At 60.3% G+C, this 18,729-nt stretch carries 20 protein-coding genes and 1 tRNA gene; 16 read left to right on the plus strand and 5 right to left on the minus strand.

What is annotated here, in order from left to right; genetic code table 11:
• Together L0H65_RS02880 and def are read right to left on the minus strand one after the other, a co-directional pair.
• Positions 1–248, minus strand: a 248-nt coding sequence (locus tag L0H65_RS02880) for a peptide deformylase (RefSeq protein ID WP_301457280.1), incomplete at its 3' end; no start/stop codon positions are given.
• Positions 248–769 carry a peptide deformylase gene (gene def / locus L0H65_RS02885; protein WP_301457281.1) on the minus strand — a complete coding sequence of 174 codons (522 nt, stop codon included), beginning with the start codon at positions 767–769 and terminating at the stop codon, positions 248–250. The genes L0H65_RS02880 and def, both read right to left, overlap by 1 nt.
• Positions 770–929: 160 nt before the next feature.
• Between def and L0H65_RS02890 the strand changes: the two genes are divergently transcribed.
• The 12 genes from L0H65_RS02890 to L0H65_RS02945 all read left to right on the plus strand — a co-directional run bounded on the left by L0H65_RS02890 (position 930) and on the right by L0H65_RS02945 (position 11,973).
• Positions 930–2,102: a MalY/PatB family protein gene (locus L0H65_RS02890; RefSeq protein WP_301457283.1), complete on the plus strand. Its 1,173-nt coding sequence runs from the start codon at positions 930–932 to the stop codon at positions 2,100–2,102.
• Positions 2,103–2,115: 13 nt separating this feature from the next.
• The gene (locus L0H65_RS02895) at positions 2,116–2,652 is read left to right on the plus strand and encodes a murein L,D-transpeptidase family protein (RefSeq protein ID WP_301457284.1); all 537 of its coding nucleotides are present in this window, start codon (positions 2,116–2,118) and stop codon (positions 2,650–2,652) included.
• A gap of 430 nt (positions 2,653–3,082) precedes the next feature.
• Positions 3,083–4,426, plus strand: a complete 1,344-nt coding sequence (gene aroA / locus L0H65_RS02900; protein WP_301457286.1) for a 3-phosphoshikimate 1-carboxyvinyltransferase — start codon at positions 3,083–3,085, stop codon at positions 4,424–4,426.
• 3 nt (positions 4,427–4,429) lie between these two features.
• Positions 4,430–5,536 (plus strand): cystathionine gamma-lyase, encoded by a 1,107-nt coding sequence (locus L0H65_RS02905; RefSeq protein WP_301457288.1) that lies wholly within the window; start codon positions 4,430–4,432, stop codon positions 5,534–5,536.
• Positions 5,537–5,614: 78 nt separating this feature from the next.
• Positions 5,615–6,211, plus strand: a complete 597-nt coding sequence (locus L0H65_RS02910) for a d(CMP) kinase (RefSeq protein WP_301457289.1) — start codon at positions 5,615–5,617, stop codon at positions 6,209–6,211.
• 229 nt (positions 6,212–6,440) lie between these two features.
• The gene (rpsA, locus tag L0H65_RS02915; protein ID WP_301457290.1) at positions 6,441–8,105 is read left to right on the plus strand and encodes a 30S ribosomal protein S1; all 1,665 of its coding nucleotides are present in this window, start codon (positions 6,441–6,443) and stop codon (positions 8,103–8,105) included.
• Positions 8,106–8,286: 181 nt separating this feature from the next.
• On the plus strand, positions 8,287–8,568 hold the full coding sequence (ihfB, locus tag L0H65_RS02920; protein WP_301457291.1) for an integration host factor subunit beta: 282 nt from the start codon (positions 8,287–8,289) through the stop codon (positions 8,566–8,568).
• A gap of 9 nt (positions 8,569–8,577) precedes the next feature.
• The gene (locus tag L0H65_RS02925) at positions 8,578–8,940 is read left to right on the plus strand and encodes a lipopolysaccharide assembly protein LapA domain-containing protein (RefSeq protein WP_367651970.1); all 363 of its coding nucleotides are present in this window, start codon (positions 8,578–8,580) and stop codon (positions 8,938–8,940) included.
• Between the two features lie 3 nt (positions 8,941–8,943).
• A complete protein-coding gene (locus L0H65_RS02930; protein WP_301457292.1) occupies positions 8,944–9,582 on the plus strand; it encodes a phosphoribosylanthranilate isomerase in 639 nt (212 codons plus the stop codon).
• Positions 9,579–10,025: a GNAT family N-acetyltransferase gene (locus L0H65_RS02935; RefSeq protein WP_301457293.1), complete on the plus strand. Its 447-nt coding sequence runs from the start codon at positions 9,579–9,581 to the stop codon at positions 10,023–10,025. Before L0H65_RS02930 ends, L0H65_RS02935 begins: the two co-directional genes overlap by 4 nt.
• 118 nt (positions 10,026–10,143) lie before the next feature.
• Positions 10,144–11,376: a tryptophan synthase subunit beta gene (gene trpB / locus L0H65_RS02940; protein ID WP_301457295.1), complete on the plus strand. Its 1,233-nt coding sequence runs from the start codon at positions 10,144–10,146 to the stop codon at positions 11,374–11,376.
• A 521-nt stretch (positions 11,377–11,897) separates the two neighbouring features.
• Positions 11,898–11,973, plus strand: a tRNA-Thr gene (locus L0H65_RS02945).
• Positions 11,974–12,348: 375 nt separating this feature from the next.
• Here L0H65_RS02945 and L0H65_RS02950 read toward each other — a convergent pair.
• The 3 genes from L0H65_RS02950 to L0H65_RS02960 form a co-directional block, all read right to left on the minus strand.
• Positions 12,349–13,803: a heme biosynthesis protein HemY gene (locus L0H65_RS02950; RefSeq protein WP_301457296.1), complete on the minus strand. Its 1,455-nt coding sequence runs from the start codon at positions 13,801–13,803 to the stop codon at positions 12,349–12,351.
• A 9-nt stretch (positions 13,804–13,812) separates the two neighbouring features.
• Positions 13,813–15,276, minus strand: a complete 1,464-nt coding sequence (locus tag L0H65_RS02955; protein WP_301457298.1) for a COG4223 family protein — start codon at positions 15,274–15,276, stop codon at positions 13,813–13,815.
• A gap of 74 nt (positions 15,277–15,350) precedes the next feature.
• Positions 15,351–16,088, minus strand: coding sequence for a uroporphyrinogen-III synthase (locus tag L0H65_RS02960; protein ID WP_301457300.1), 738 nt, complete (start codon positions 16,086–16,088; stop codon positions 15,351–15,353).
• Between the two features lie 58 nt (positions 16,089–16,146).
• On the opposite strand from L0H65_RS02960, the gene tsaD reads away from it, so the two are divergent.
• The 4 genes from tsaD to L0H65_RS02980 all read left to right on the plus strand — a co-directional run.
• On the plus strand, positions 16,147–17,226 hold the full coding sequence (gene tsaD, locus L0H65_RS02965; protein WP_301457302.1) for a tRNA (adenosine(37)-N6)-threonylcarbamoyltransferase complex transferase subunit TsaD: 1,080 nt from the start codon (positions 16,147–16,149) through the stop codon (positions 17,224–17,226).
• Positions 17,223–18,158, plus strand: a complete 936-nt coding sequence (locus tag L0H65_RS02970) for an NAD(P)H-dependent glycerol-3-phosphate dehydrogenase (RefSeq protein WP_301457303.1) — start codon at positions 17,223–17,225, stop codon at positions 18,156–18,158. The genes tsaD and L0H65_RS02970 overlap by 4 nt, the downstream gene beginning before the upstream one ends.
• A gap of 3 nt (positions 18,159–18,161) precedes the next feature.
• Entirely contained in the window at positions 18,162–18,434 is a 273-nt protein-coding gene (locus L0H65_RS02975; RefSeq protein WP_301457305.1) for a YciI family protein, read from the plus strand.
• Positions 18,434–18,729: EVE domain-containing protein (locus L0H65_RS02980; RefSeq protein ID WP_301457308.1), on the plus strand; the 296-nt coding region annotated here is incomplete at its 3' end. The genes L0H65_RS02975 and L0H65_RS02980, both read left to right, overlap by 1 nt.

Raw genomic sequence — 18,729 nt, forward strand, 5'->3', positions numbered from 1 at the left:
GCGTCTTTGATAACGGGGTTTATGCAGACCATAGGGCTCGGTCGCCCCTCTTTCCAGCCGACATCCATCACGAAAATGCGCTGCATCGCGCCGACTTGCGGGCCCGCCAAGCCGCGACCGGGGGCGGCATACATGGTTTCCAGCATGTCATCGGCCCGTTGTTTCAGGGCAGCATCGAACAGCGTAACGGGGGCGCAGGTTTCGCGCAGACGAGCATCGGGCAGCAACAGGATGGGCAGAATCGCCATCAGCCGTTCCGCGCCATTTCGCGTTTCAGCTTTTCCATCTTGCGCGTGATCATCTGACGTTTCAGCGGGCCGAGGTAGTCAATAAACAGCTTGCCGTTCAGATGGTCGATCTCATGCTGCACGCAAGTGGCCCACAGGCCCGCAAACTCCTCTTCCTGTTGTTTGCCATCCAGGCCGGTCCATTCGACCCGAACCTTGGCGGGGCGGGTCACTTCGGCATATTGATCGGGGATGGAAAGGCAGCCTTCGTCATAGACCGCCAGATCCTCCGATGCCCAGGTCACGCTGGGGTTGATCAGGACCATAGGGCGTGGCGCAACCTCAGGATCCTTGACGCAATCCATCACCAGAAGCCGATGCATGGCACCGACTTGCGGCGCTGCCAATCCGATGCCGGGCGCGTCATACATCGTCGCCAGCATGTCTTCCGCCAACTGCCCGATGTCAGGCGTCACCGCCTCCACTGGGGGGCAGATTTTCTTCAGGCGCGGGTCGGGATGGATCAGGATCGAGCGTTTCATGCAAGATCATGTAAGGGATGCGCCGCGCCCGTGCAATCCTGTGTGCGACTGGGGGCGAAAATCGGGTCGGACGCGAGATGTGGATTGTAACCCGGACATTCGGGGGCTGGAAGGCATGGGATCACACCGCTAGGATGAAAAAAACAATCGGGGGTTAGCCATGAATTTCGATGAAGAGATCAACCGCGTCGGCACGCATTCGGTGAAGTGGGATGCGATGGAAAAGATATACGGCGTCTCGCCGCAGGAAGGCATTTCGATGTGGGTGGCGGATATGGATTTCCGGCCCCCGGCATGCGTGCAAAAGGCGCTTGAGGCGGTGACCGATCACGGGATCTATGGCTATTTCGGCGATGATTCTGCCTATCTTGCCGCAATTCAGTGGTGGATGAAAAACCGTCACGGCTGGGAAGTGGAGCGGGATGCGATCTTCACCACCCATGGCTTGGTGAACGGCACCGGGCTTTGCGTACAGGCCTTCACCGCGCCCGGTGATGGCGTCGTGCTGATGACGCCAGTTTACCACGCCTTCGCGCGGGTGGTTGCGGCCGCGGGGCGCAAAGTCGTCGAATGTCAGATGCCGGTTGAGAACGGGCGTCACGTCATGGATTTTGGCGCATGGGATGCGCAAATGACGGGCGCAGAGAAAATGCTGATCCTGTGTTCACCGCATAATCCCGGCGGACAGGTCTGGAGCAAGGCGGAATTGCGCGGCGTCGCCGATTTTGCCAAGCGGCATGACCTGATTGTGGTGTCGGATGAGATTCACCACGACCTTGTTTTTCCCGGTCATAAACACAGCGTCATGGCCGTTGCGACGCCGGATATCATGGACCGGTTGGTGATGATGACTGCGACGACCAAGACCTTCAACATCGCGGGCAGTCATATCGGCAACGTGATCATCCCGGATGCCGCACTGCGGGCGAGATTCGCGGCGGTGATGAATGGGCTCGGGATTTCGCCGAACTCCTTTGGTTTGTTCATGGCAACGGCGGCCTATAGCGCAGAGGGTGCGGAATGGGTCGATACGCTGATGGCATATCTGGCGGAAAACAAGCGCATTTTTGATGATGGGGTGAATGCGATTCCAGGGCTGAAATCCATGGCGCTGGAGGCGACTTATCTGGCTTGGGTCGATTTCTCCGGCACCGGCATGACTGCGGCGGAATTTACCGAGCGGGTGGAGAAAGGCGCAAAGATTGCTGCCAATCACGGCCCGACTTTTGGCAAGGGTGGCGAAAGCTGTCTGCGGTTCAACCTTGCCACGCCACGCGCCCGCGTTGAAACGGCGGTGAAGCGTTTGCAGGTGGCATTTGCTGATTTGCAATGAGGTTTGATGCGGCATGAAAATATTGGCGGCAGCATACTCAGCGCTGGTTTTGTTGGTGCTGATTGTTGCCGTGGTGCTGATCGTCCTCGTGCGCCCGATGCCATCCGTTCCTGACCATGGGCCATTGACCGGCCCTGTTGACCTGATCGTGGTGGAGAAGGCGGCGCGGCGCATGGTACTATATCGCGACGGTGTGTCATTGCGCAGCTATCGGATCGCTTTGGGTTTTGCCGCACAAGGCGATAAGCTGCGGCAAGGGGATGGGCGCACGCCGGAAGGAATATTTCACATCAATCGCCGCAATGAAAGCAGCGCTTATCATCTTTCGCTCGGGCTTGATTATCCGCGACCGGTGGATAGCGCGCGGGCAGCGGCGGGCGGATATGACCCCGGCGGGGATATCTTTTTCCACGGGCAGCCCAACGGCTTTCCCGATGCGGCGATGGTTCCGGGCGATTGGACCGCTGGTTGCATCGCATTGAGCAATGCCGAAATGCGGGAGATTTGGCCGGTGGTGGCGATTGGAACGAAGGTGGAGATCATGCCTTGACGCGGTGGGCGTGTTTTGCAGTGGCATTCAGGTATTTTTGCCAAGATGAATTCAAGCCAAAGCCCGCATTGTCGGGATGTCAAAATTCGGGTTGTTTCCATCAAACCCGGCCTCGCCGTCGTGAAGCACCTCCGCGACCGTGCTGCCGATCTGGAGCCAGATCCAGGCGGATGCCCTGCACCGCCACCGCCGACCAATGGTGGCAGAGCAAACATCAAAGCCAGTGGCACTTGCCATGCTTGCGCACCAATTCCCGGTTTCAATGCGGGCGTCGATTGCTTCCTTGTGCGATGCTCGATGGTTCCGTCCGGCATCTGCGGTTCGGACGGCAGCAAGGTCTGATGCTCATTTTCGCCCCATGGACGGCCCCCGACGCTTGCGGTATCAGTTCGCCGACCCCCCGATCTGCAAACTTTCTGAGGAGAATTATATGTCCGGCCATGGTGCAGCCCAAGCAATGACCGCTGCTAAATCTGGCCCCCTTATGGGGCTGGCGGAAATTCCGGGTGATAAATCCATCAGCCATCGCGCGCTGATCTTCGGCGCGATGGCGGTGGGGGAGACGCAGATTACCGGGCTGCTGGAAGGTCAGGACGTGTTGGATACGGCCCGCGCCATGCGCGCCTTCGGGGCAGAGGTGGTGCAGCATGGGCCGGGCCGTTGGTCGGTTCATGGTGTCGGTGTCGGTGGGTTTCGGGAACCGGAAACGGTGATTGATTGTGGCAATTCAGGAACCGGTGTGCGGTTGATCATGGGCTGCATGGCAACGACCGCGATAACCGCCACGTTCACCGGGGACGCCAGTTTGTGCAAGCGTCCGATGGGGAGGGTGACCGACCCGCTGTCGCTGTTTGGCACCCAGGCCTATGGTCGCAAGGGCGGGCGTTTGCCGATGACGGTTGTGGGCGCGGCAAACCCGGTTCCGGTACGCTACGCCTTGCCAATGGCCTCAGCGCAGGTGAAATCAGCGGTTCTTCTGGCGGGATTGAACGCTCCGGGGCAGACGGTGGTGATTGAGAAAGAGCCTACGCGCGATCATTCCGAACGGATGCTGTTGGGCTTTGGTGCGGAACTCGTGGTGGAAAGCGCGGCGGAGGGCAATGTCATCACGCTGACCGGCCAGCCGGAGCTACGTCCGCAAAGCGTGGCGGTGCCGCGCGACCCGTCGTCGGCGGCATTTCCGGTTTGTGCAGCGCTGATTGTGGAGGGGTCGGATATATTTGTGCCGGGCGTCAGCCAGAACCTGACGCGGAACGGGATTTACCTTACACTCGTTGAAATGGGGGCGGACATCACATTTGAAAATCCGCGGGAGGAAGGCGGGGAGCCTGTTGCTGATCTCCGGGTTCGGTTCTCTGACCTCAAAGGCATCGAAGTGCCGCCGGAGCGCGCGCCCTCGATGATTGATGAATATCCGATCCTGTCTGTTGTCGCGGCCAATGCAACCGGGAAAACGGTGATGCGCGGGGTCAAAGAGTTGCGGGTCAAGGAAAGTGACCGGATTGCTGCGATGGCGCGCGGGCTGGAAGCCTGCGGTGTACGGGTGGAGGAGGGTGAAGACACGCTGATCGTGCATGGGCGTGGCCCCGGCGGCGTGCCGGGTGGGGCGACCTGCGCCACCCATATCGACCACCGGATCGCGATGGCGTTTCTGGTTGCGGGCATGGCCAGCCTAAAGCCGATCACCGTTGACGATGCCTCGCCCATCGCCACGTCTTTTCCCATGTTCGAAGGGTTGATGACGGGCTTGGGTGCCACGCTGACGAAAGGATAAAGGATGGACGATCAGGGAAAGCTGCGTTTCGCCAAGCTGCTGCATCATCGGGCGGCACTGCTGGAAAAGGGAGAGGCGGTAGCGCCGCCTTTGGTTTCCGCGACAACCTATCATCTGCCGGAGGTGGAGGGGGCGAGCCATATCTATGGCCGCATGTCGATGCCGACATGGGAGGCGGTAGAGACGCAACTGGGTATCCTGGAGGACGCACCTTGCGTGGCGTTTCCGTCGGGAATGGCGGCGATTTCGGCGGCATTGATGGCGGTGCTGACCGACCGCAAGCGGCTGATCATCCCCGCGGATGGTTATTACGTTACGCGCGTGTTTTCGGCGGAGGTGTTGGCGGCTTACGGTGTCGAAGTGGTGGAAGTGCGAACTGCGGCGATCGCTACGGCGGATGTTTCGGGTGGTGCCGTGGTGTTTATCGAAACCCCCTCCAATCCCGGCTTGGATTGCTGCGATATCGCTTTGATCGCGCAGCGGGTTCGCGCGGCTGGCGGGTTGCTGATTGTGGACAACACCACGATGACCCCTTTGCTTCAGCGCCCGCTCGATTTGGGGGCTGATATGGTGGTCGCCGCCGATACCAAAGCGCCGGGCGGGCATTCCGACATCCTGTTCGGCCATGTCGCGACCCGCGATACAGGTCTGGAGGCGCGGGTTCGGCAATGGCGCAAGATTTCAGGTGCGGTGCCGGGGGCGTTTGAGGCGTGGTTGCTTCACCGGGGCATCGAGACGCTGGAGGTTCGGCTGGAGCGCATGTGCGCCACTGCCCAAATCATCGCGGAAAGGCTGTCGGGGCATCGGGCTGTGACAAACCTGCGTTATCCGGGGTTGCCGGGTGACCCGTCGCATGTGTTGGCGCAGCGTCAGATGACGGGGTTCGGGTTCCTGATCGGTTTTGAACTTGCGACTATGGACGCAGCGGAGGCGTTTTTGGCTGCTTGCCCCTATATCACCCAAACCACCAGTTTTGGTGGCACCCACACGGCGGGGGAACGGCGTGCCCGCTGGGGTGACCCGGTCTCAGAGGGATTCATTCGGCTATCGGTCGGGGTGGAACCTGCGGAAGTGCTTTGGGCCGCGATTGAAACGGCGTTGCACAGTTGACTGCGATTGCGCGCTTTGCAAGTCGGGGCCTGCGGCGCAGGTATTTTCTGCCAAGATGAAATCAGGAGAGAGCCCTAGATGATCTTTACCGTTGCGATCGACGGTCCTGCCGCAGCGGGCAAAGGCACGGTTAGCCGCGCCGTGGCGGCGCATTTCGGCTTTGCCTATCTGGATACGGGGCTTTTGTACCGCGCCGTTGGTGCAAAGAACGGTGATCCGGTGCAGGCCGCCCGCAGCCTGAATGGTGAAGACCTGGCGAGGGGCGATCTGCGCACCCTGGAAGCGGGGCAGGCTGCCAGCCGAGTCGCCGCCCTTCCCGATGTGCGTGCCGCGCTGGTGGATTTTCAGCGTGATTTTGCGCGTCGCGCTGGCGGCGCGGTGCTGGATGGGCGTGATATCGGCACAGTGATTTGCCCGAATGCCGAAGTGAAGCTGTTTGTAACCGCCAGTGCGGAGGTGCGGGCGCGTCGGCGGTGGTTGGAGTTGGGCGGCGACGCGGCACAGGTTTTGGCGGAAGTGCATGAGCGCGACGCCCGCGATATGAACCGCGAAGACGCCCCTTTGCGCCCTGCCGACGATGCGGTGACGCTTGACACTTCTGATCTGGGCGTAGACGAAGTTGTGTCGAAAGCGATTGCCATTGTCGCCGCACGCATCGCCAAGCGTGATGCGTGAGACGTGAGGATGGTTGGCGTAGAGCTATCCAATCTGCGCGTGTGGCCCTTGCCTGCCATGCCCAAACCTCCTATAGACCGCCCATCTCAAGGGAGATTCTTTGCGCGCCGCATTTTGGCGCGCTTTTGGCTTTCCTGAAAGACCCACCCAAAGACCGGCGGAGACAACCGCAAGGCCAGTGACATAAACGACGAAAAGGAAACTGATTTTAATGGCTACTATGAACACCATGGAAGAATTCGAAGCGCTGCTTGCAGAAAGCCTCGAAATTGACACCCCGCAAGAAGGGTCTGTTGTCAAAGGCAAGGTTATCGCGATTGAGGCGGGCCAGGCCATCATCGACGTCGGCTATAAAATGGAAGGCCGCGTTGATCTGAAAGAATTTGCTGATATTGGCGGCACCGCTGAAATTCAGGTCGGTGACGAAGTTGAAGTGTTCCTCGACCGCGTGGAAAACTCCCGCGGGGAAGCACAGATTTCGCGCGACAAGGCCAAGCGCGAAGAGGCTTGGGACCGGCTGGAGCGTGCTTACGCTGACGAGACCCGCGTTGATGGTGCCATTTTCGGCCGTGTCAAAGGCGGCTTTACGGTTGATCTGGGTGGCGCTGTTGCGTTCCTTCCGGGTTCGCAAGTGGACGTGCGCCCTGTGCGTGACGCTGGCCCGTTGATGGGTATGAAGCAGCCGTTCCAGATTTTGAAAATGGACCGTCGTCGTGGCAACATCGTTGTCTCGCGCCGCGCCATTCTGGAAGAATCGCGTGCGGAGCAGCGTGCTGAGGTTATTGGCAACCTGACAGAAGGCCAGACCGTTGACGGCGTGGTCAAGAACATCACGGAATACGGTGCGTTTGTTGACCTGGGCGGTGTTGACGGCTTGCTGCACGTAACCGACATGGCTTGGCGTCGTGTGAACCATCCATCGGAAATTCTTGCGATTGGTGAAACTGTCAAAGTGCAGGTCATCAAGATCAACAAGGAAACCCACCGCATCAGCCTTGGCATGAAGCAGTTGCAGTCCGATCCGTGGGATGCGGTTGAAACGCAATATCCGCTGGGATCGGTGCACAAGGGCCGCGTCACCAACATCACCGATTACGGCGCGTTTGTAGAGCTGGAAGCCGGTGTCGAAGGTTTGGTTCACGTCTCGGAAATGTCTTGGACCAAGAAGAACGTTCATCCCGGCAAGATCGTTTCCACCAGCCAGGAAGTCGATGTCATGGTGCTGGAAATCGATTCCGCCAAGCGTCGGGTTTCGCTCGGCCTCAAGCAGACCCAGCGTAACCCATGGGAAGTGTTTGCAGAAACCCACCCCGTTGGCACGAACATCGAAGGCGAAGTCAAGAACATCACCGAATTCGGTCTGTTCGTTGGCCTTGATAACGATATCGACGGCATGGTCCATCTTTCCGACCTGTCATGGGACCAGCGCGGCGAAGATGCGATTGCCAACTACCGCAAAGGCGACACGGTTCAGGCCGCTGTCACCGAAGTTGATGTTGAAAAAGAGCGTATCAGCCTGTCGGTCAAAGCCCTTGGCGAAGACACCTTCACCGATGCGGTTGACGGCGTGAAGCGCGGCTCCATCATCACGGTTGAAGTGACTGCGATTGAAGAGGGCGGCGTTGAGGTCGATTACAACGGAATGAAATCCTTCATCCGTCGTTCCGACCTGTCACGCGACCGTGCCGACCAGCGCCCGGAGCGTTTCGGCGTTGGCGACAAGATCGACGTGCGCGTCACCAATGTCGACAGCAAGACCCGCCGTTTGGGTCTGTCGATCAAGGCGCGTGAGATCGCAGAGGAGAAAGAAGCCGTGGAACAGTACGGTTCGTCCGATTCGGGCGCGTCCCTGGGCGACATCCTTGGCGCGGCGCTGAAGGGCGACAAAGACTAAATTCTTCTGCTGATTGTCAATTTCGGGCCCTGCCGCAAGGTGGGGCCCTCTGTCTATGTGCATCTTTGCACGCAATTACCCGGTTTTCCTGTTTGTATGAGGATGGTTTTTCCCTATAGTTGACAGGCAAAAGACAGTCGGCGCGCCCAAAGAAAGCCGACGCACTCCGGGGGGGAAACGGATGATTCGGTCTGAATTGATTCAGAAGATCGCGGATGAGAATCCGCATCTGACGCAGCGCCATGTGGAGCGTATTGTAAACACGGTGTTTGAGGAAGTTATCGAGGCATTGGCGCGGGGGGAGCGGGTTGAATTGCGCGGCTTCGGCGCATTCTCGGTCAAGGCGCGTGACGCCCGAACCGGGCGCAACCCGCGCACAGGGGAGGCGGTTGAGGTGGAGGACAAGAAGGTTCCCTTCTTCAAGACCGGCAAACTACTGCGCGACAGGCTGAACGGAAGGTAAGAAGGCTAAATGATTCGGTATCTGCGGTATCTGTTCCTCATTGGACTCGCGATTGTTCTGCTGACAGTTGCTTTGGCAAATCGTACCAAGGTGGAGCTTAACCTGCTGCCGCCGGACATGGCGGCCTTGGCCAATTTCAATCATTCGGTGAACCTACCGCTATACTTGGTGATTTTTGGCGGGATCATCGCGGGGTTGATGATCGGCTTCATCTGGGAATGGTTCCGCGAACACAAACACCGCGCCAGCGCCAGCGAACGTGCGCGCGAAATCACGCGGCTGGAGCGGGAACTGGGTGAGCTGCGCCGCGCAACGCCGGAGAAGCAGGACGAAGTGCTTGCCCTGCTGGATCGCCCCGCCAAAACTGGTTGATCCATGGCGGAAGTTCGAGTCAAAATCTGCGGCTTGCGGACTGTTGCCGATATGGCTGCTGTTGCTGCGGCGGGGGCGGCCTATGCGGGGTTCAACTTCTTTCCGAAATCGCCACGTTACCTCGCTCCGACACAAGCGCGCGAGGTTGCGCTGGCAGCCCCGCCCGGTCTGGCAAAGGTCGCCCTCACGGTCGATGCAGATGACGCATGGTTGGATCAGATCGTGGAAACAGTTCCGTTGGACATGTTGCAACTCCATGGTCACGAATCCCCTGACCGCGTTGCACAACTGCGCAGCCGTTACGGTTTGCCGGTGATGAAGGTGCTGGGCATTGCGGATGAGGACGATCTGGCTGATCTGATCGAATATTCCCTCGTGGCGGATCAACTGATGATCGACGCCAAACCGCCGAAGGGTGCGAGATTACCCGGCGGCAATGGGGTGAGTTTTGATTGGCGGCTGCTCGTTGGGCGCAAGTGGCTCAAACCCTGGATGCTCGCGGGGGGGCTGACCCCGTTGAATGTGGCTGAGGCGATCCGTCTGACCGGTGCGCGGCAGGTTGATGTCGCCTCAGGGGTTGAATCTGCTCCAGGTGTCAAAGATCCCACGGCAATTGCGGCCTTTGTCCGCGCGGCGCAATGATCACTTGGCGACAGGCGCGCCGCGACGACGTGCCCGCGATCATCGCACTTCTGGCGGACGACGCTTTGGGGGCAGCACGTGAAGGCGAAACGCCATCAGCCTATTTCGCGGCGTTTGAGGCGATACAGGCCGAAAGCGGCAATAGCCTGATCGTCGGAGAACAGGAAGGCGCCATCGTTGCCACCTATCAACTCACCTTCATCACCGGCCTTTCACGCCGCGCAAGCCGTCGCGCGCAGGTGGAATCTGTTCGCGTTCAGGACGATCTGCGGTCCCGAGGGATCGGCGCGGAGTTGATGCGCGACGCCGAAGCCCGTGCCCGCGCCGCCGGCTGCACCCTGATCCAACTCACCTCCGACAAAACCCGTGCCCGCGCGCAATCCTTCTATCTGACGATGGGGTACAACCCCTCTCATACCGGGTTCAAAAAGCCGCTCGTCTGATTTCATCTTGGTAAAAATACCTATCTTTCGACTGCCAAATCGCGCGCTGGTAGAAATGGTTTCCAACCTCACCAAGCTAGGCTAAATGAGACCCAACAGCAGCAAAAGGGGCAGTGCAATGGCCGACGACCGTATCAACAGCTATATGACCGGCCCGGATGAACAAGGTCGGTTCGGCATTTTTGGCGGACGCTTCGTTTCTGAAACTCTGATGCCGCTGATCCTGGAATTGGAAGAACGCTATGAGTTCGCCAAGACCGACCCGACATTCTGGGCCGAGATGGATGATCTTTGGAAACACTACGTTGGCCGCCCCTCACCGCTGTACTTCGCTGAGCGGTTGACCCGGCACCTTGGCGGCGCGAAAATCTACCTAAAGCGCGACGAGTTGAACCATACCGGCGCGCATAAGATCAACAACGTCCTCGGTCAGATCATTCTGGCGCGCCGCATGGGCAAAACCCGGATCATCGCCGAAACCGGGGCGGGACAGCATGGCGTTGCGACCGCGACCGTTTGCGCCAAATTCGGGCTGAAATGCGTGGTCTACATGGGCGCGCATGATGTCGAACGCCAAGCGCCCAACGTGTTTCGGATGCGCCTTTTGGGGGCCGAGGTGGTGCCGGTCACCTCTGGTCGCGGGACGTTGAAAGACGCGATGAACGACGCGCTGCGCGATTGGGTCACCAATGTGCGCGACACGTTTTATTGCATCGGTACGGTCGCGGGCCCGGCCCCCTATCCGGCCATGGTCCGTGATTTCCAGTCGATCATCGGCAAGGAAGTGCGCTGGCAACTGGCCGAGCAAGAAGGGGAGGGGCGCTTGCCTGATACTCTGATTGCAGCCATTGGTGGCGGCTCCAACGCGATGGGCTTGTTCTTCCCCTTTCTCGATGACACGTCGGTGAACATAATCGGGGTGGAAGCGGGCGGGAAAGGTGTGGACGACCGCATGCAACATTGCGCATCACTTACTGGTGGTCGCCCCGGAGTTTTGCATGGCAACCGCACCTATCTGTTGCAGGATGCGGACGGGCAGATCCTGGAAGGGTTTTCGATCTCCGCCGGCCTCGACTATCCCGGAATCGGGCCTGAACATGCCTGGCTGCATGAAACGGGGCGCGCAAAATATGTCTCTATAACAGATTCCGAGGCGCTGGAGGCGTTCCAGTTGTCCTGTGCCCTGGAGGGTATCATCCCGGCGCTGGAGCCGAGCCATGCGCTGGCGCATGTGATGAAAATCGCGCCGGAATTATCTGCTGACCACATCATCGTGATGAATATGTGCGGACGTGGTGACAAGGATATTTTCACCGTTGCCAAGCATTTGGGCTTTGACATGAAGATCTGAACCAAGGGCGCGCCCGCGCGTGCTGTGACCTTTGAGAGTCGTTCGCTCACTTGGGACATTCACGACACCCTGTATCAAGCGCACCAACAAGAATGAAACCCGCGCCGACCTGATTTACCAAGTGCGACACATGCAGGACAAGAGCATCACCACCGCCCGACTGGCCTTGCGTCTGACTACTCAATGAAGCGACCGGTAATGACTTCCCCAATATGGCGGCGTTGCCGACATGCTTGGTGTTGAAATGACGTGGGGGGTGATGCTGTCGCGCTCGCGTAGCAAGAACAAGGCCGATCAACAGACGATCTGAGGCTTGTATTGCCCGTTGAATTTGCGAGCCATTCAGAAGCCGCTGAACCGCAAGTGCGGTGTTTGGTTCTTCATCGCCGGAGCGACAAGAAATGATCTGACAAATGACGGGATTTGTTGCCGGTTTCGCTGTGCATCGCGGCGACGGTGATATTCCGTTCTGAATCTGTCTTGAAGTGGCCGCCAGTTGCGTTTAAACGGGCGCTCGCGTCGCCTCAATAGCTCAGCTGGTAGAGCAGGTCCTTCGTAAGGACAAGGTCGGGGGTTCGAGTCCCTCTTGAGGCACCATTCTCCTGCTCGCCAACTCACCCGGCATCAAGCTCTGTAAACTTTCAACAATACTTTCAACATTCAGTCGGGTCTGGCTCTTGGGTCCGACCCGCCCACGGCTTGGTCTGTGATTGAGGCGGAATTGGACAAGCGTTGCCGCCTTGAGGTTGAACGGGTGCAAACAAGCAGGTTGCCCGTCGGCTTCACAACGTCACTCCTTCGCCGCGCCTGCGGCTTGAAGGTGGCGGACATGCGGTTCGCTTTCGCCATCATTCACGAGCGCATCCGGGCGCGGCTGACGAGGACTTTGGCGCCGTGCGCCCAGGCATCCTGCGGTTTACTGATCATAACTGTAACCGCCGTGCGGCACGTCGGTCGACCGATGCGAAGATATCAGGGCTTTTCGCTGACCTCGCCGTCAACGATCTCAGCGTCGTCTGAGGCATCGTCGTCCAGCTTTTCTGGCTTGGCGGGAGTCCCTACGATCAATGGCAACAACTCGGTTCCCGTGGCGCTGGGGCCGGCGGCGTCTGACGGCTCACGCCAAGACAGGGTATCAAAGCCGCTGCAATTGTCACAGATCGGCCCCCATTGTGAATGGATCGCCTGACATTTATCGCAGCACCACTGCGGACCACGCGGCGCGGTCAGTGCACGGGCGAGCCAACCCCGGATCACGGCGTCATCCGCGCCTTCGCCACGTTCCACCGCTGCCATGATCGCCAGCGTTCGGGCATTTGGATGGGTCGTCGCCAAATCGCCCAAGGCGCGGCGCGCGGCGGGGAAATCTTCGGCGGTCAGGTTGAGTTCGGCCAGCAGCAGGCGGGTTTCGATATGATCCGGGTTGATCTTGGTCAGCACGCGGAACCGTTTCAACCGCTCCGTCGTGGATTCGTCGGGTGAGATTTCGGCAAAGGCCGCCGCCAGATCGGGATGCGGTTGCGCCGCCCATGCCTTCTTCAGCACTTTGGTCGCGTTGCGGCTGTCGCCACGCGCAATATAGCTGCGCGCGGCCATCGTCGCCGCCGGAATCAGGTCAGGTGACAGGCGGTTCGCCTCAATCGCGGCCTCCCTCGCCTCGATGCTGGCGTCTTCATCAATCACGACGCGGGCTTCTTGCAGGGCCAGAACGGCATCGCGGCGGCGATAAACATCGCGCGGCAACGCACCGGATTTCAGCTTGGCGCCCAGTGTCGCGCGCGCGCCCTTCCAATCGCCTTGCCCGGTCTGCAAGCCAAGCAATGTCTCCTGCGTTTCCGCATGTTTCGGCTTCAGGGCAAACGCCTTTTCGGCCAGTTTCAACGCGGTGGCAGTGTCGCCTTCGGTGATTTTCTGCCGCATCAAGCCGCGTACGCCGACAAATCTGGATTTGTTGTCTTCCAAAAGCAGTTTGTAGGCCTCTGCCGCGCGCTTGGTATCGCCGGTCATTTCAGCGGCCTGCGCGATCAGCAACGTCGTCAGTTCCGGCTTGTCGAGCAGCTTGTCGGCCTTTGCCGCGCGTGAAAGTGCCACGCGCCCTTCGCCGGAGGCAAGTGCCATCAAACCATCGGACAGCGCCTGATAGCCTTTGCGTTCGCGGTTGCGGTCAAAATAGCGGGAAATCGCAGTTTCGTCGCCGTTCAGGAACCGCAACACGGCGACCAGTAACCCGATCAGTTTCAGCAAAAGCCAGACGCAAGCGAGCAGGACCAACAGTGCAATCGCGGCCTGCAACGGCCCCAGCGTGTATTCCATCCCCATCATCGCGATGCGGATGCCACCGCCGGTATCCATCAGGACACCCGCGCCATAGGTCAGCCCCGCAATCGCGGCAACGAACAGCAGTACTTTGATGAGCGACCAGATCATGCTTCGGTTTTACCTTTCGCTCAACGCCGCTGAGATGGCAGCGGTCGCTTGTTCTGCATTCAGACGCAATTTCACCCGTGCAACCCAATCGCCCAGAACGGTTTGGGCCGCCTCCGGCAGCGCAGCCACTTCGCCTAGAGCCTTTTCGAAATTACCGGCAATGGCGTCGGCATTGACCCGCGACAGCACCGCATCGGGGTCATCGCCGGCGCGTGGGGTCAGCGAGCGAGCGCCGGTCTGGCTGCGCAGGAAGGCGCCGGCGCGTTCGGTCCAGGTACTGCCCATATTGCCGCGGACGCTTACGGACAATGCCTCTCGCGCGGGGTCTTCAAGCGCGGTGGCAAGATCGGCTGCGGTTGGCACACCGGTTTCGGCGTTCTCGGTCAAGACGGCGGGAATATTCAACCCGGCAGCGGTCAGACTTGCAAGCGGCTCGGTATAGGACGCGCCGCTTTGGATCGCGGCCTCAACCTTGGCAAGATCGGCTTGCAGCAGGGTTTTCTGCGCGGCTTGCGTGGCCTTTTCCGATTGTACCTCTGTCGCTTTTTCCTGCGCCTGCGCCGTGGCTTTTTGCGCCTCCAACTCTGTACGCAGGGCCGCAATCTTGCCGGAAAGCGCGGTCAGTGCCGCAGAATCAACGCCGCCGTCACCCGTTGGCCGCGCCTCTAGCGCGCCGATACGGTCCTCCAATGCGGTGATGCGGGGGGCAACATCTTCGCTTGGGGCATCGGCGGCGGCTTTTGCTGCCTCTGCGGTTTGCAGGGCGTGATTTGCGGTGTCGCTGATAGCCGCCAAATCCTCAGCCGTGGGGCCTTTGACATCTTCTTTCGGCAGGGCGAGCAGTTGCGCGCGCAGGTCGTCAATTGCCTTCGATTGCGCGGTCAGCTTGGCGTCAAGCTGGTCGTTCGCGGGAAAGGGCCAACCCTCCGGTTTCACGAATTGCGCGACGGCAAAGCCCAGAACGGCAGCCAGCGCGCCACCAAGGACCAAGGCACCAAACCCCGGACCACGCTTGACAATGACCGGCGCAGGCGGTGGCGCTTGGGTTTTTTCTGGCGCCTTCGGTTTGGGTGCATCCAGTTTCGCGGTGTCGGGTTTTGGCTCACTCGAACTGATGGGTGTTGCGGAATCCCTCTTGACCTCACCTGCTCGAACTTCGTCCGGTTTCGCGCGTGCTGGCGTTGACGGCTTCGCGTCCGGCATTGCGGTCGCCGTGGCCGGTTCGGTATCCGCCTTGGCAAACGGAATCGTCGGATCGGATTTGGGTGTCGGCGCAGGATCTCCTGCCTTGGTCCCGGCATCCGGCTGTGGGGGGGGAGGGCTTGTCAGAGATCCGGCCGGTTTGGCCGGTGGGCTTGCCAACACCACCGCATCTTCAATTACGGCATCCGGTTTCTTGGTATTCCTCGGGGCGGCCTTCGCATCGCTTCCGGCCTTTTCCGCGCCGGAGCGCGAGGTCTTCCTGGTCGCCATGAATGCACTCCCCTTCCAACATCCCGGAGGTCCGGACTTTCACCAACCTAGACCGACAATGGCGCAGGCTCAAGTCATCTAGCTTGATCCAACGCTTCGGCAACTGCTGCCAACATCGCTTCCGCAGTCGGTTCTGCTGCGCGAAACAGTTTCACATCCGGCAAATCCCCCAACGAGGCCGCGACAGCTTCGCTCAGCGCGACACAGGACAGTTGCGCCGAAATGCACAGCTTTTTGACCTGTGCCGAGAACAGGGCTGCGCTGCGCGGCGAAAACAGGGGAACCAGCAGCGGTGTTTCCCCTTGGAGCAATGCGATTGCCTGTGGCGCGAGGGCTTGCGGAATCTGCCGGTAGACGACGCAGGACTGCGCAATGAACCCGCTGTCACGCAGCATCTGGGCCATGTCGGCGCGCGCATGTTCCGCACGGAAATGGATCAACGCGCCTTCCGGGGCGGCGTCATTGATCAATCGCATCAACGCGATGGCGTCACCGTTGGCCGAAGCAGGCTCCAACCCCGCTGCGCGTGCGGCTTTCGCTGTGCGGTCACCGACACAAAAGGCGCGCGTGGTCGTGATCTCGCCGCGCATCGGGTGGCGCTCAAACGCACGCACTCCGGTTTCAGATGTGAAGACCAGCGCCGTGAACGGACCTTCGGGCAGGGCGGGTTGCAGGTATTCCGGCGCAATGAGCGGGCTGATGGTCACCGACAAACGGCCACCGAACCGCAACCGCAAGGCCGCCGCAAAACGCAGGCTTTGCGCGGCGGGCCTGGTCAACAGAAAGGCGGGGTGGCGGGATTGTATGGGCATGACATGGGTGTTACCTGCTTGAAGACATTCTGGCAACGGCAACGAGATGGGGCAGCAGATGCGCGAAACCGTTACCCTTCTTGGTATCGAAAGCAGCTGCGATGATACGGCAGCGGCTGTCGTCCGCGATGGGCCAGCGGGGCGCGAGATTCTTTCCACCATTGTTGAAGGGCAGACCAGCCTGCACGCGGCCTTCGGCGGCGTCGTGCCGGAAATCGCCGCGCGGGCACATGCGGAGCGGGTGGATATCTGTGTCGAACAGGCGCTTGCGGCGGCGGGGGTGGCATTGACTGACCTCGACGCGATTGCCGTCACGGCGGGTCCGGGGCTGATCGGGGGTGTGCTGGCCGGGGTGATGTGTGCCAAGGGGCTGTCGGCGGCAACTGGTTTGCCGCTGCTCGGTGTGAACCATCTGGCGGGTCATGCACTGACCCCGCGCCTGACCGATGGGCTGGCGTTTCCCTATGTCATGCTTCTGGTGTCCGGGGGCCATTGCCAATTTCTGCGCGTTGACGGCGCAGAGGCGTTCACGCGGATTGGCGGCTCTATTGACGACGCGCCGGGGGAGGCGTTTGACAAGATCGCGAAAATCCTCGGTCTGCCGCAACCCGGCGGCCCGGCAGTGGAAGCGGCGGCGCTGGGCGGCGATCCCTTGCGCTTTGCGCTGCCGCGCCCACTGTTGGACCGTGCCGGTTGTGATATGTCGTTCTCCGGACTAAAGACCGCAGTTCTGCGGGCGCGCGATGCGGTGATTGCGGAAAAGGGTGGTTTGACCCGGCTTGACCGCGCCGACCTGTGCGCAGGGTTTCAGGCGGCGGTTGTCGCGGTGCTGGCGGAAAAGACGCGCCGCGCCTTGGCTGTGGCTCCGGTCAAGGCGTTTGCCGTGGCGGGGGGCGTTGCTGCAAACCGGGCCATTCGCGCGGCGTTAGAGACGGTTTGCCGGGAAGCGGATGTGCAATTTCTGGCCCCGCCACTCTCGCTTTGCACCGACAACGCGGCGATGATCGCCTGGGCGGGGATTGAGCGGTTCCGGGCGGGTGGGCGCGATGACATGACCCTGATGGCGCGCCCGCGTTGGCCATTGGATCAATCCAGCCCGGCACTGCTTGGCTTCGGCAAGAAGGGGGCAAAAGCATGATCGGGATCATCGGAGCAGGGGCATTTGGCGGCGCTTTGGCGATTGCTTTGGGGGCGGAAGGACCGGTATTGCTTTGGGGGCGTGATTTTGACGGGAAACGGATTGCACGGTTACCCGGTGCCGCGTTGCCTGCAACTGTAACCGCCGCTAGCGATCTCGCCGAAATGGCCGGAACAGAGACTGTTTTGCTTGCCCTTCCGGCGCAGGCCATGCGTGGGTTTCTGGCGCAACATGCCCCGCTTCTGCATCGCAAACATCTTGTCGCCTGCTGCAAAGGTGTAGACCTTGCGACCGGGCTTGGTCCCACCGGAATCATCGCGCAGTATTGCCCGGACGCGACGGCGGCCATCCTGACCGGTCCGAGCTTTGCAGCCGATATCGCAAAAGGGCTGCCAACCGCCCTGACACTGGCTTGCACGGATGAGGCGGCGGGGCAGGCGTTGCAAAAGCAGCTTTCCACGCCGGTCCTGCGGCTTTATCGCACATCAGACGTGGCAGGAGCGGAATTTGGCGGCGCGCTGAAGAACGTCATCGCCATTGCGGCGGGGGTCGTGATCGGGGCGGGCCTTGGCGAAAGTGCGCGGGCGGCACTGATGACGCGCGGCTTTGCCGAAATGAAGCGCCTTGCCCTGCACCTGGGGGCGGAGGCGGAAACACTCGCCGGGTTGTCGGGGTTTGGTGACTTGGTGCTGACCTGCACCTCAGCGCAATCCCGGAATTTCCGCTATGGAATGGCACTGGGCGAAGGCACTTCGTTTGACGATAATGTAACCGTGGAAGGCGTGGCCACGGCGAAAGCGGTTTACCAACTGGCAAAAACCCATGATATTGAGATGCCGATCACCGCGATGGTCGCCGCCCTGAGCCAGAATCGAATCAGTTTGGCAGACGCGATCCACGCGTTGATGACCCGCCCTTTGAAACAGGAGTAGCCGATGCGTGTCACCCTTATCTGCCATGACAAACCGGGGGCGTTGCAGACCCGCCTTGATAATCGCGCGGCCCACCTTGCTTATGTTGAGCAAACCGGTGTCGTCGAACTCGCCGGGCCATTCCTTACCCCGGAGGGTCAGATGTCCGGGTCTTTGCTGATTCTGGTTGTCGACAGTTTGCAGCAGGCGCAGGATTGGGCGGCGGCAGACCCTTACGCCAAGGCCGGGTTGTTCGGCTCTGTCACGATATCGGAATGGAAAAAGGTGCTCGGCTGATGGCCTATTGGTTGTTCAAATCGGAACCCGATGTCTGGGGCTGGGACCACCAGCTTGCCAAAGGCGAAGAGGGCGAGGAATGGGATGGCGTACGAAATTATCAGGCCCGCAACAATATGCGTGCGATGAAACTGGGTGATCTCGGGTTCTTCTACCATTCCAATATCGGCAAAGAGGTCGTCGGGATTGTAGAGGTTTGCCGGACAAGCGCGCCGGACAGTACCACCGATGACCCGCGCTGGGATTGCGTGAAAATCAAGGCGGTTCGTCCGCTGAACCATCCCGTGACATTGGA

The sequence above is a fragment of the Pseudorhodobacter sp. genome, assembly GCF_030452865.1.
Classification (GTDB): Bacteria; Pseudomonadota; Alphaproteobacteria; order Rhodobacterales; family Rhodobacteraceae; genus Pseudorhodobacter.

Bases quoted from the DNA above. Each gene is read 5' to 3' on its own strand.
- def (WP_301457281.1), bottom strand. From the start codon at position 769: ATGAAACGCTCGATCCTGATCCATCCCGACCCGCGCCTGAAGAAAATC.
- L0H65_RS02890 (WP_301457283.1), top strand. From the start codon at position 930: ATGAATTTCGATGAAGAGATCAACCGCGTCGGCACGCATTCGGTGAAG.
- L0H65_RS02895 (WP_301457284.1), top strand. From the start codon at position 2,116: ATGAAAATATTGGCGGCAGCATACTCAGCGCTGGTTTTGTTGGTGCTG.
- aroA (WP_301457286.1), top strand. From the start codon at position 3,083: ATGTCCGGCCATGGTGCAGCCCAAGCAATGACCGCTGCTAAATCTGGC.
- L0H65_RS02905 (WP_301457288.1), top strand. From the start codon at position 4,430: ATGGACGATCAGGGAAAGCTGCGTTTCGCCAAGCTGCTGCATCATCGG.
- L0H65_RS02910 (WP_301457289.1), top strand. From the start codon at position 5,615: ATGATCTTTACCGTTGCGATCGACGGTCCTGCCGCAGCGGGCAAAGGC.
- rpsA (WP_301457290.1), top strand. From the start codon at position 6,441: ATGGAAGAATTCGAAGCGCTGCTTGCAGAAAGCCTCGAAATTGACACC.
- ihfB (WP_301457291.1), top strand. From the start codon at position 8,287: ATGATTCGGTCTGAATTGATTCAGAAGATCGCGGATGAGAATCCGCAT.
- L0H65_RS02925 (WP_367651970.1), top strand. From the start codon at position 8,578: ATGATTCGGTATCTGCGGTATCTGTTCCTCATTGGACTCGCGATTGTT.
- L0H65_RS02930 (WP_301457292.1), top strand. From the start codon at position 8,944: ATGGCGGAAGTTCGAGTCAAAATCTGCGGCTTGCGGACTGTTGCCGAT.
- L0H65_RS02935 (WP_301457293.1), top strand. From the start codon at position 9,579: ATGATCACTTGGCGACAGGCGCGCCGCGACGACGTGCCCGCGATCATC.
- trpB (WP_301457295.1), top strand. From the start codon at position 10,144: ATGGCCGACGACCGTATCAACAGCTATATGACCGGCCCGGATGAACAA.
- L0H65_RS02950 (WP_301457296.1), bottom strand. From the start codon at position 13,803: ATGATCTGGTCGCTCATCAAAGTACTGCTGTTCGTTGCCGCGATTGCG.
- L0H65_RS02955 (WP_301457298.1), bottom strand. From the start codon at position 15,276: ATGGCGACCAGGAAGACCTCGCGCTCCGGCGCGGAAAAGGCCGGAAGC.
- L0H65_RS02960 (WP_301457300.1), bottom strand. From the start codon at position 16,088: ATGCCCATACAATCCCGCCACCCCGCCTTTCTGTTGACCAGGCCCGCC.
- tsaD (WP_301457302.1), top strand. From the start codon at position 16,147: ATGCGCGAAACCGTTACCCTTCTTGGTATCGAAAGCAGCTGCGATGAT.
- L0H65_RS02970 (WP_301457303.1), top strand. From the start codon at position 17,223: ATGATCGGGATCATCGGAGCAGGGGCATTTGGCGGCGCTTTGGCGATT.
- L0H65_RS02975 (WP_301457305.1), top strand. From the start codon at position 18,162: ATGCGTGTCACCCTTATCTGCCATGACAAACCGGGGGCGTTGCAGACC.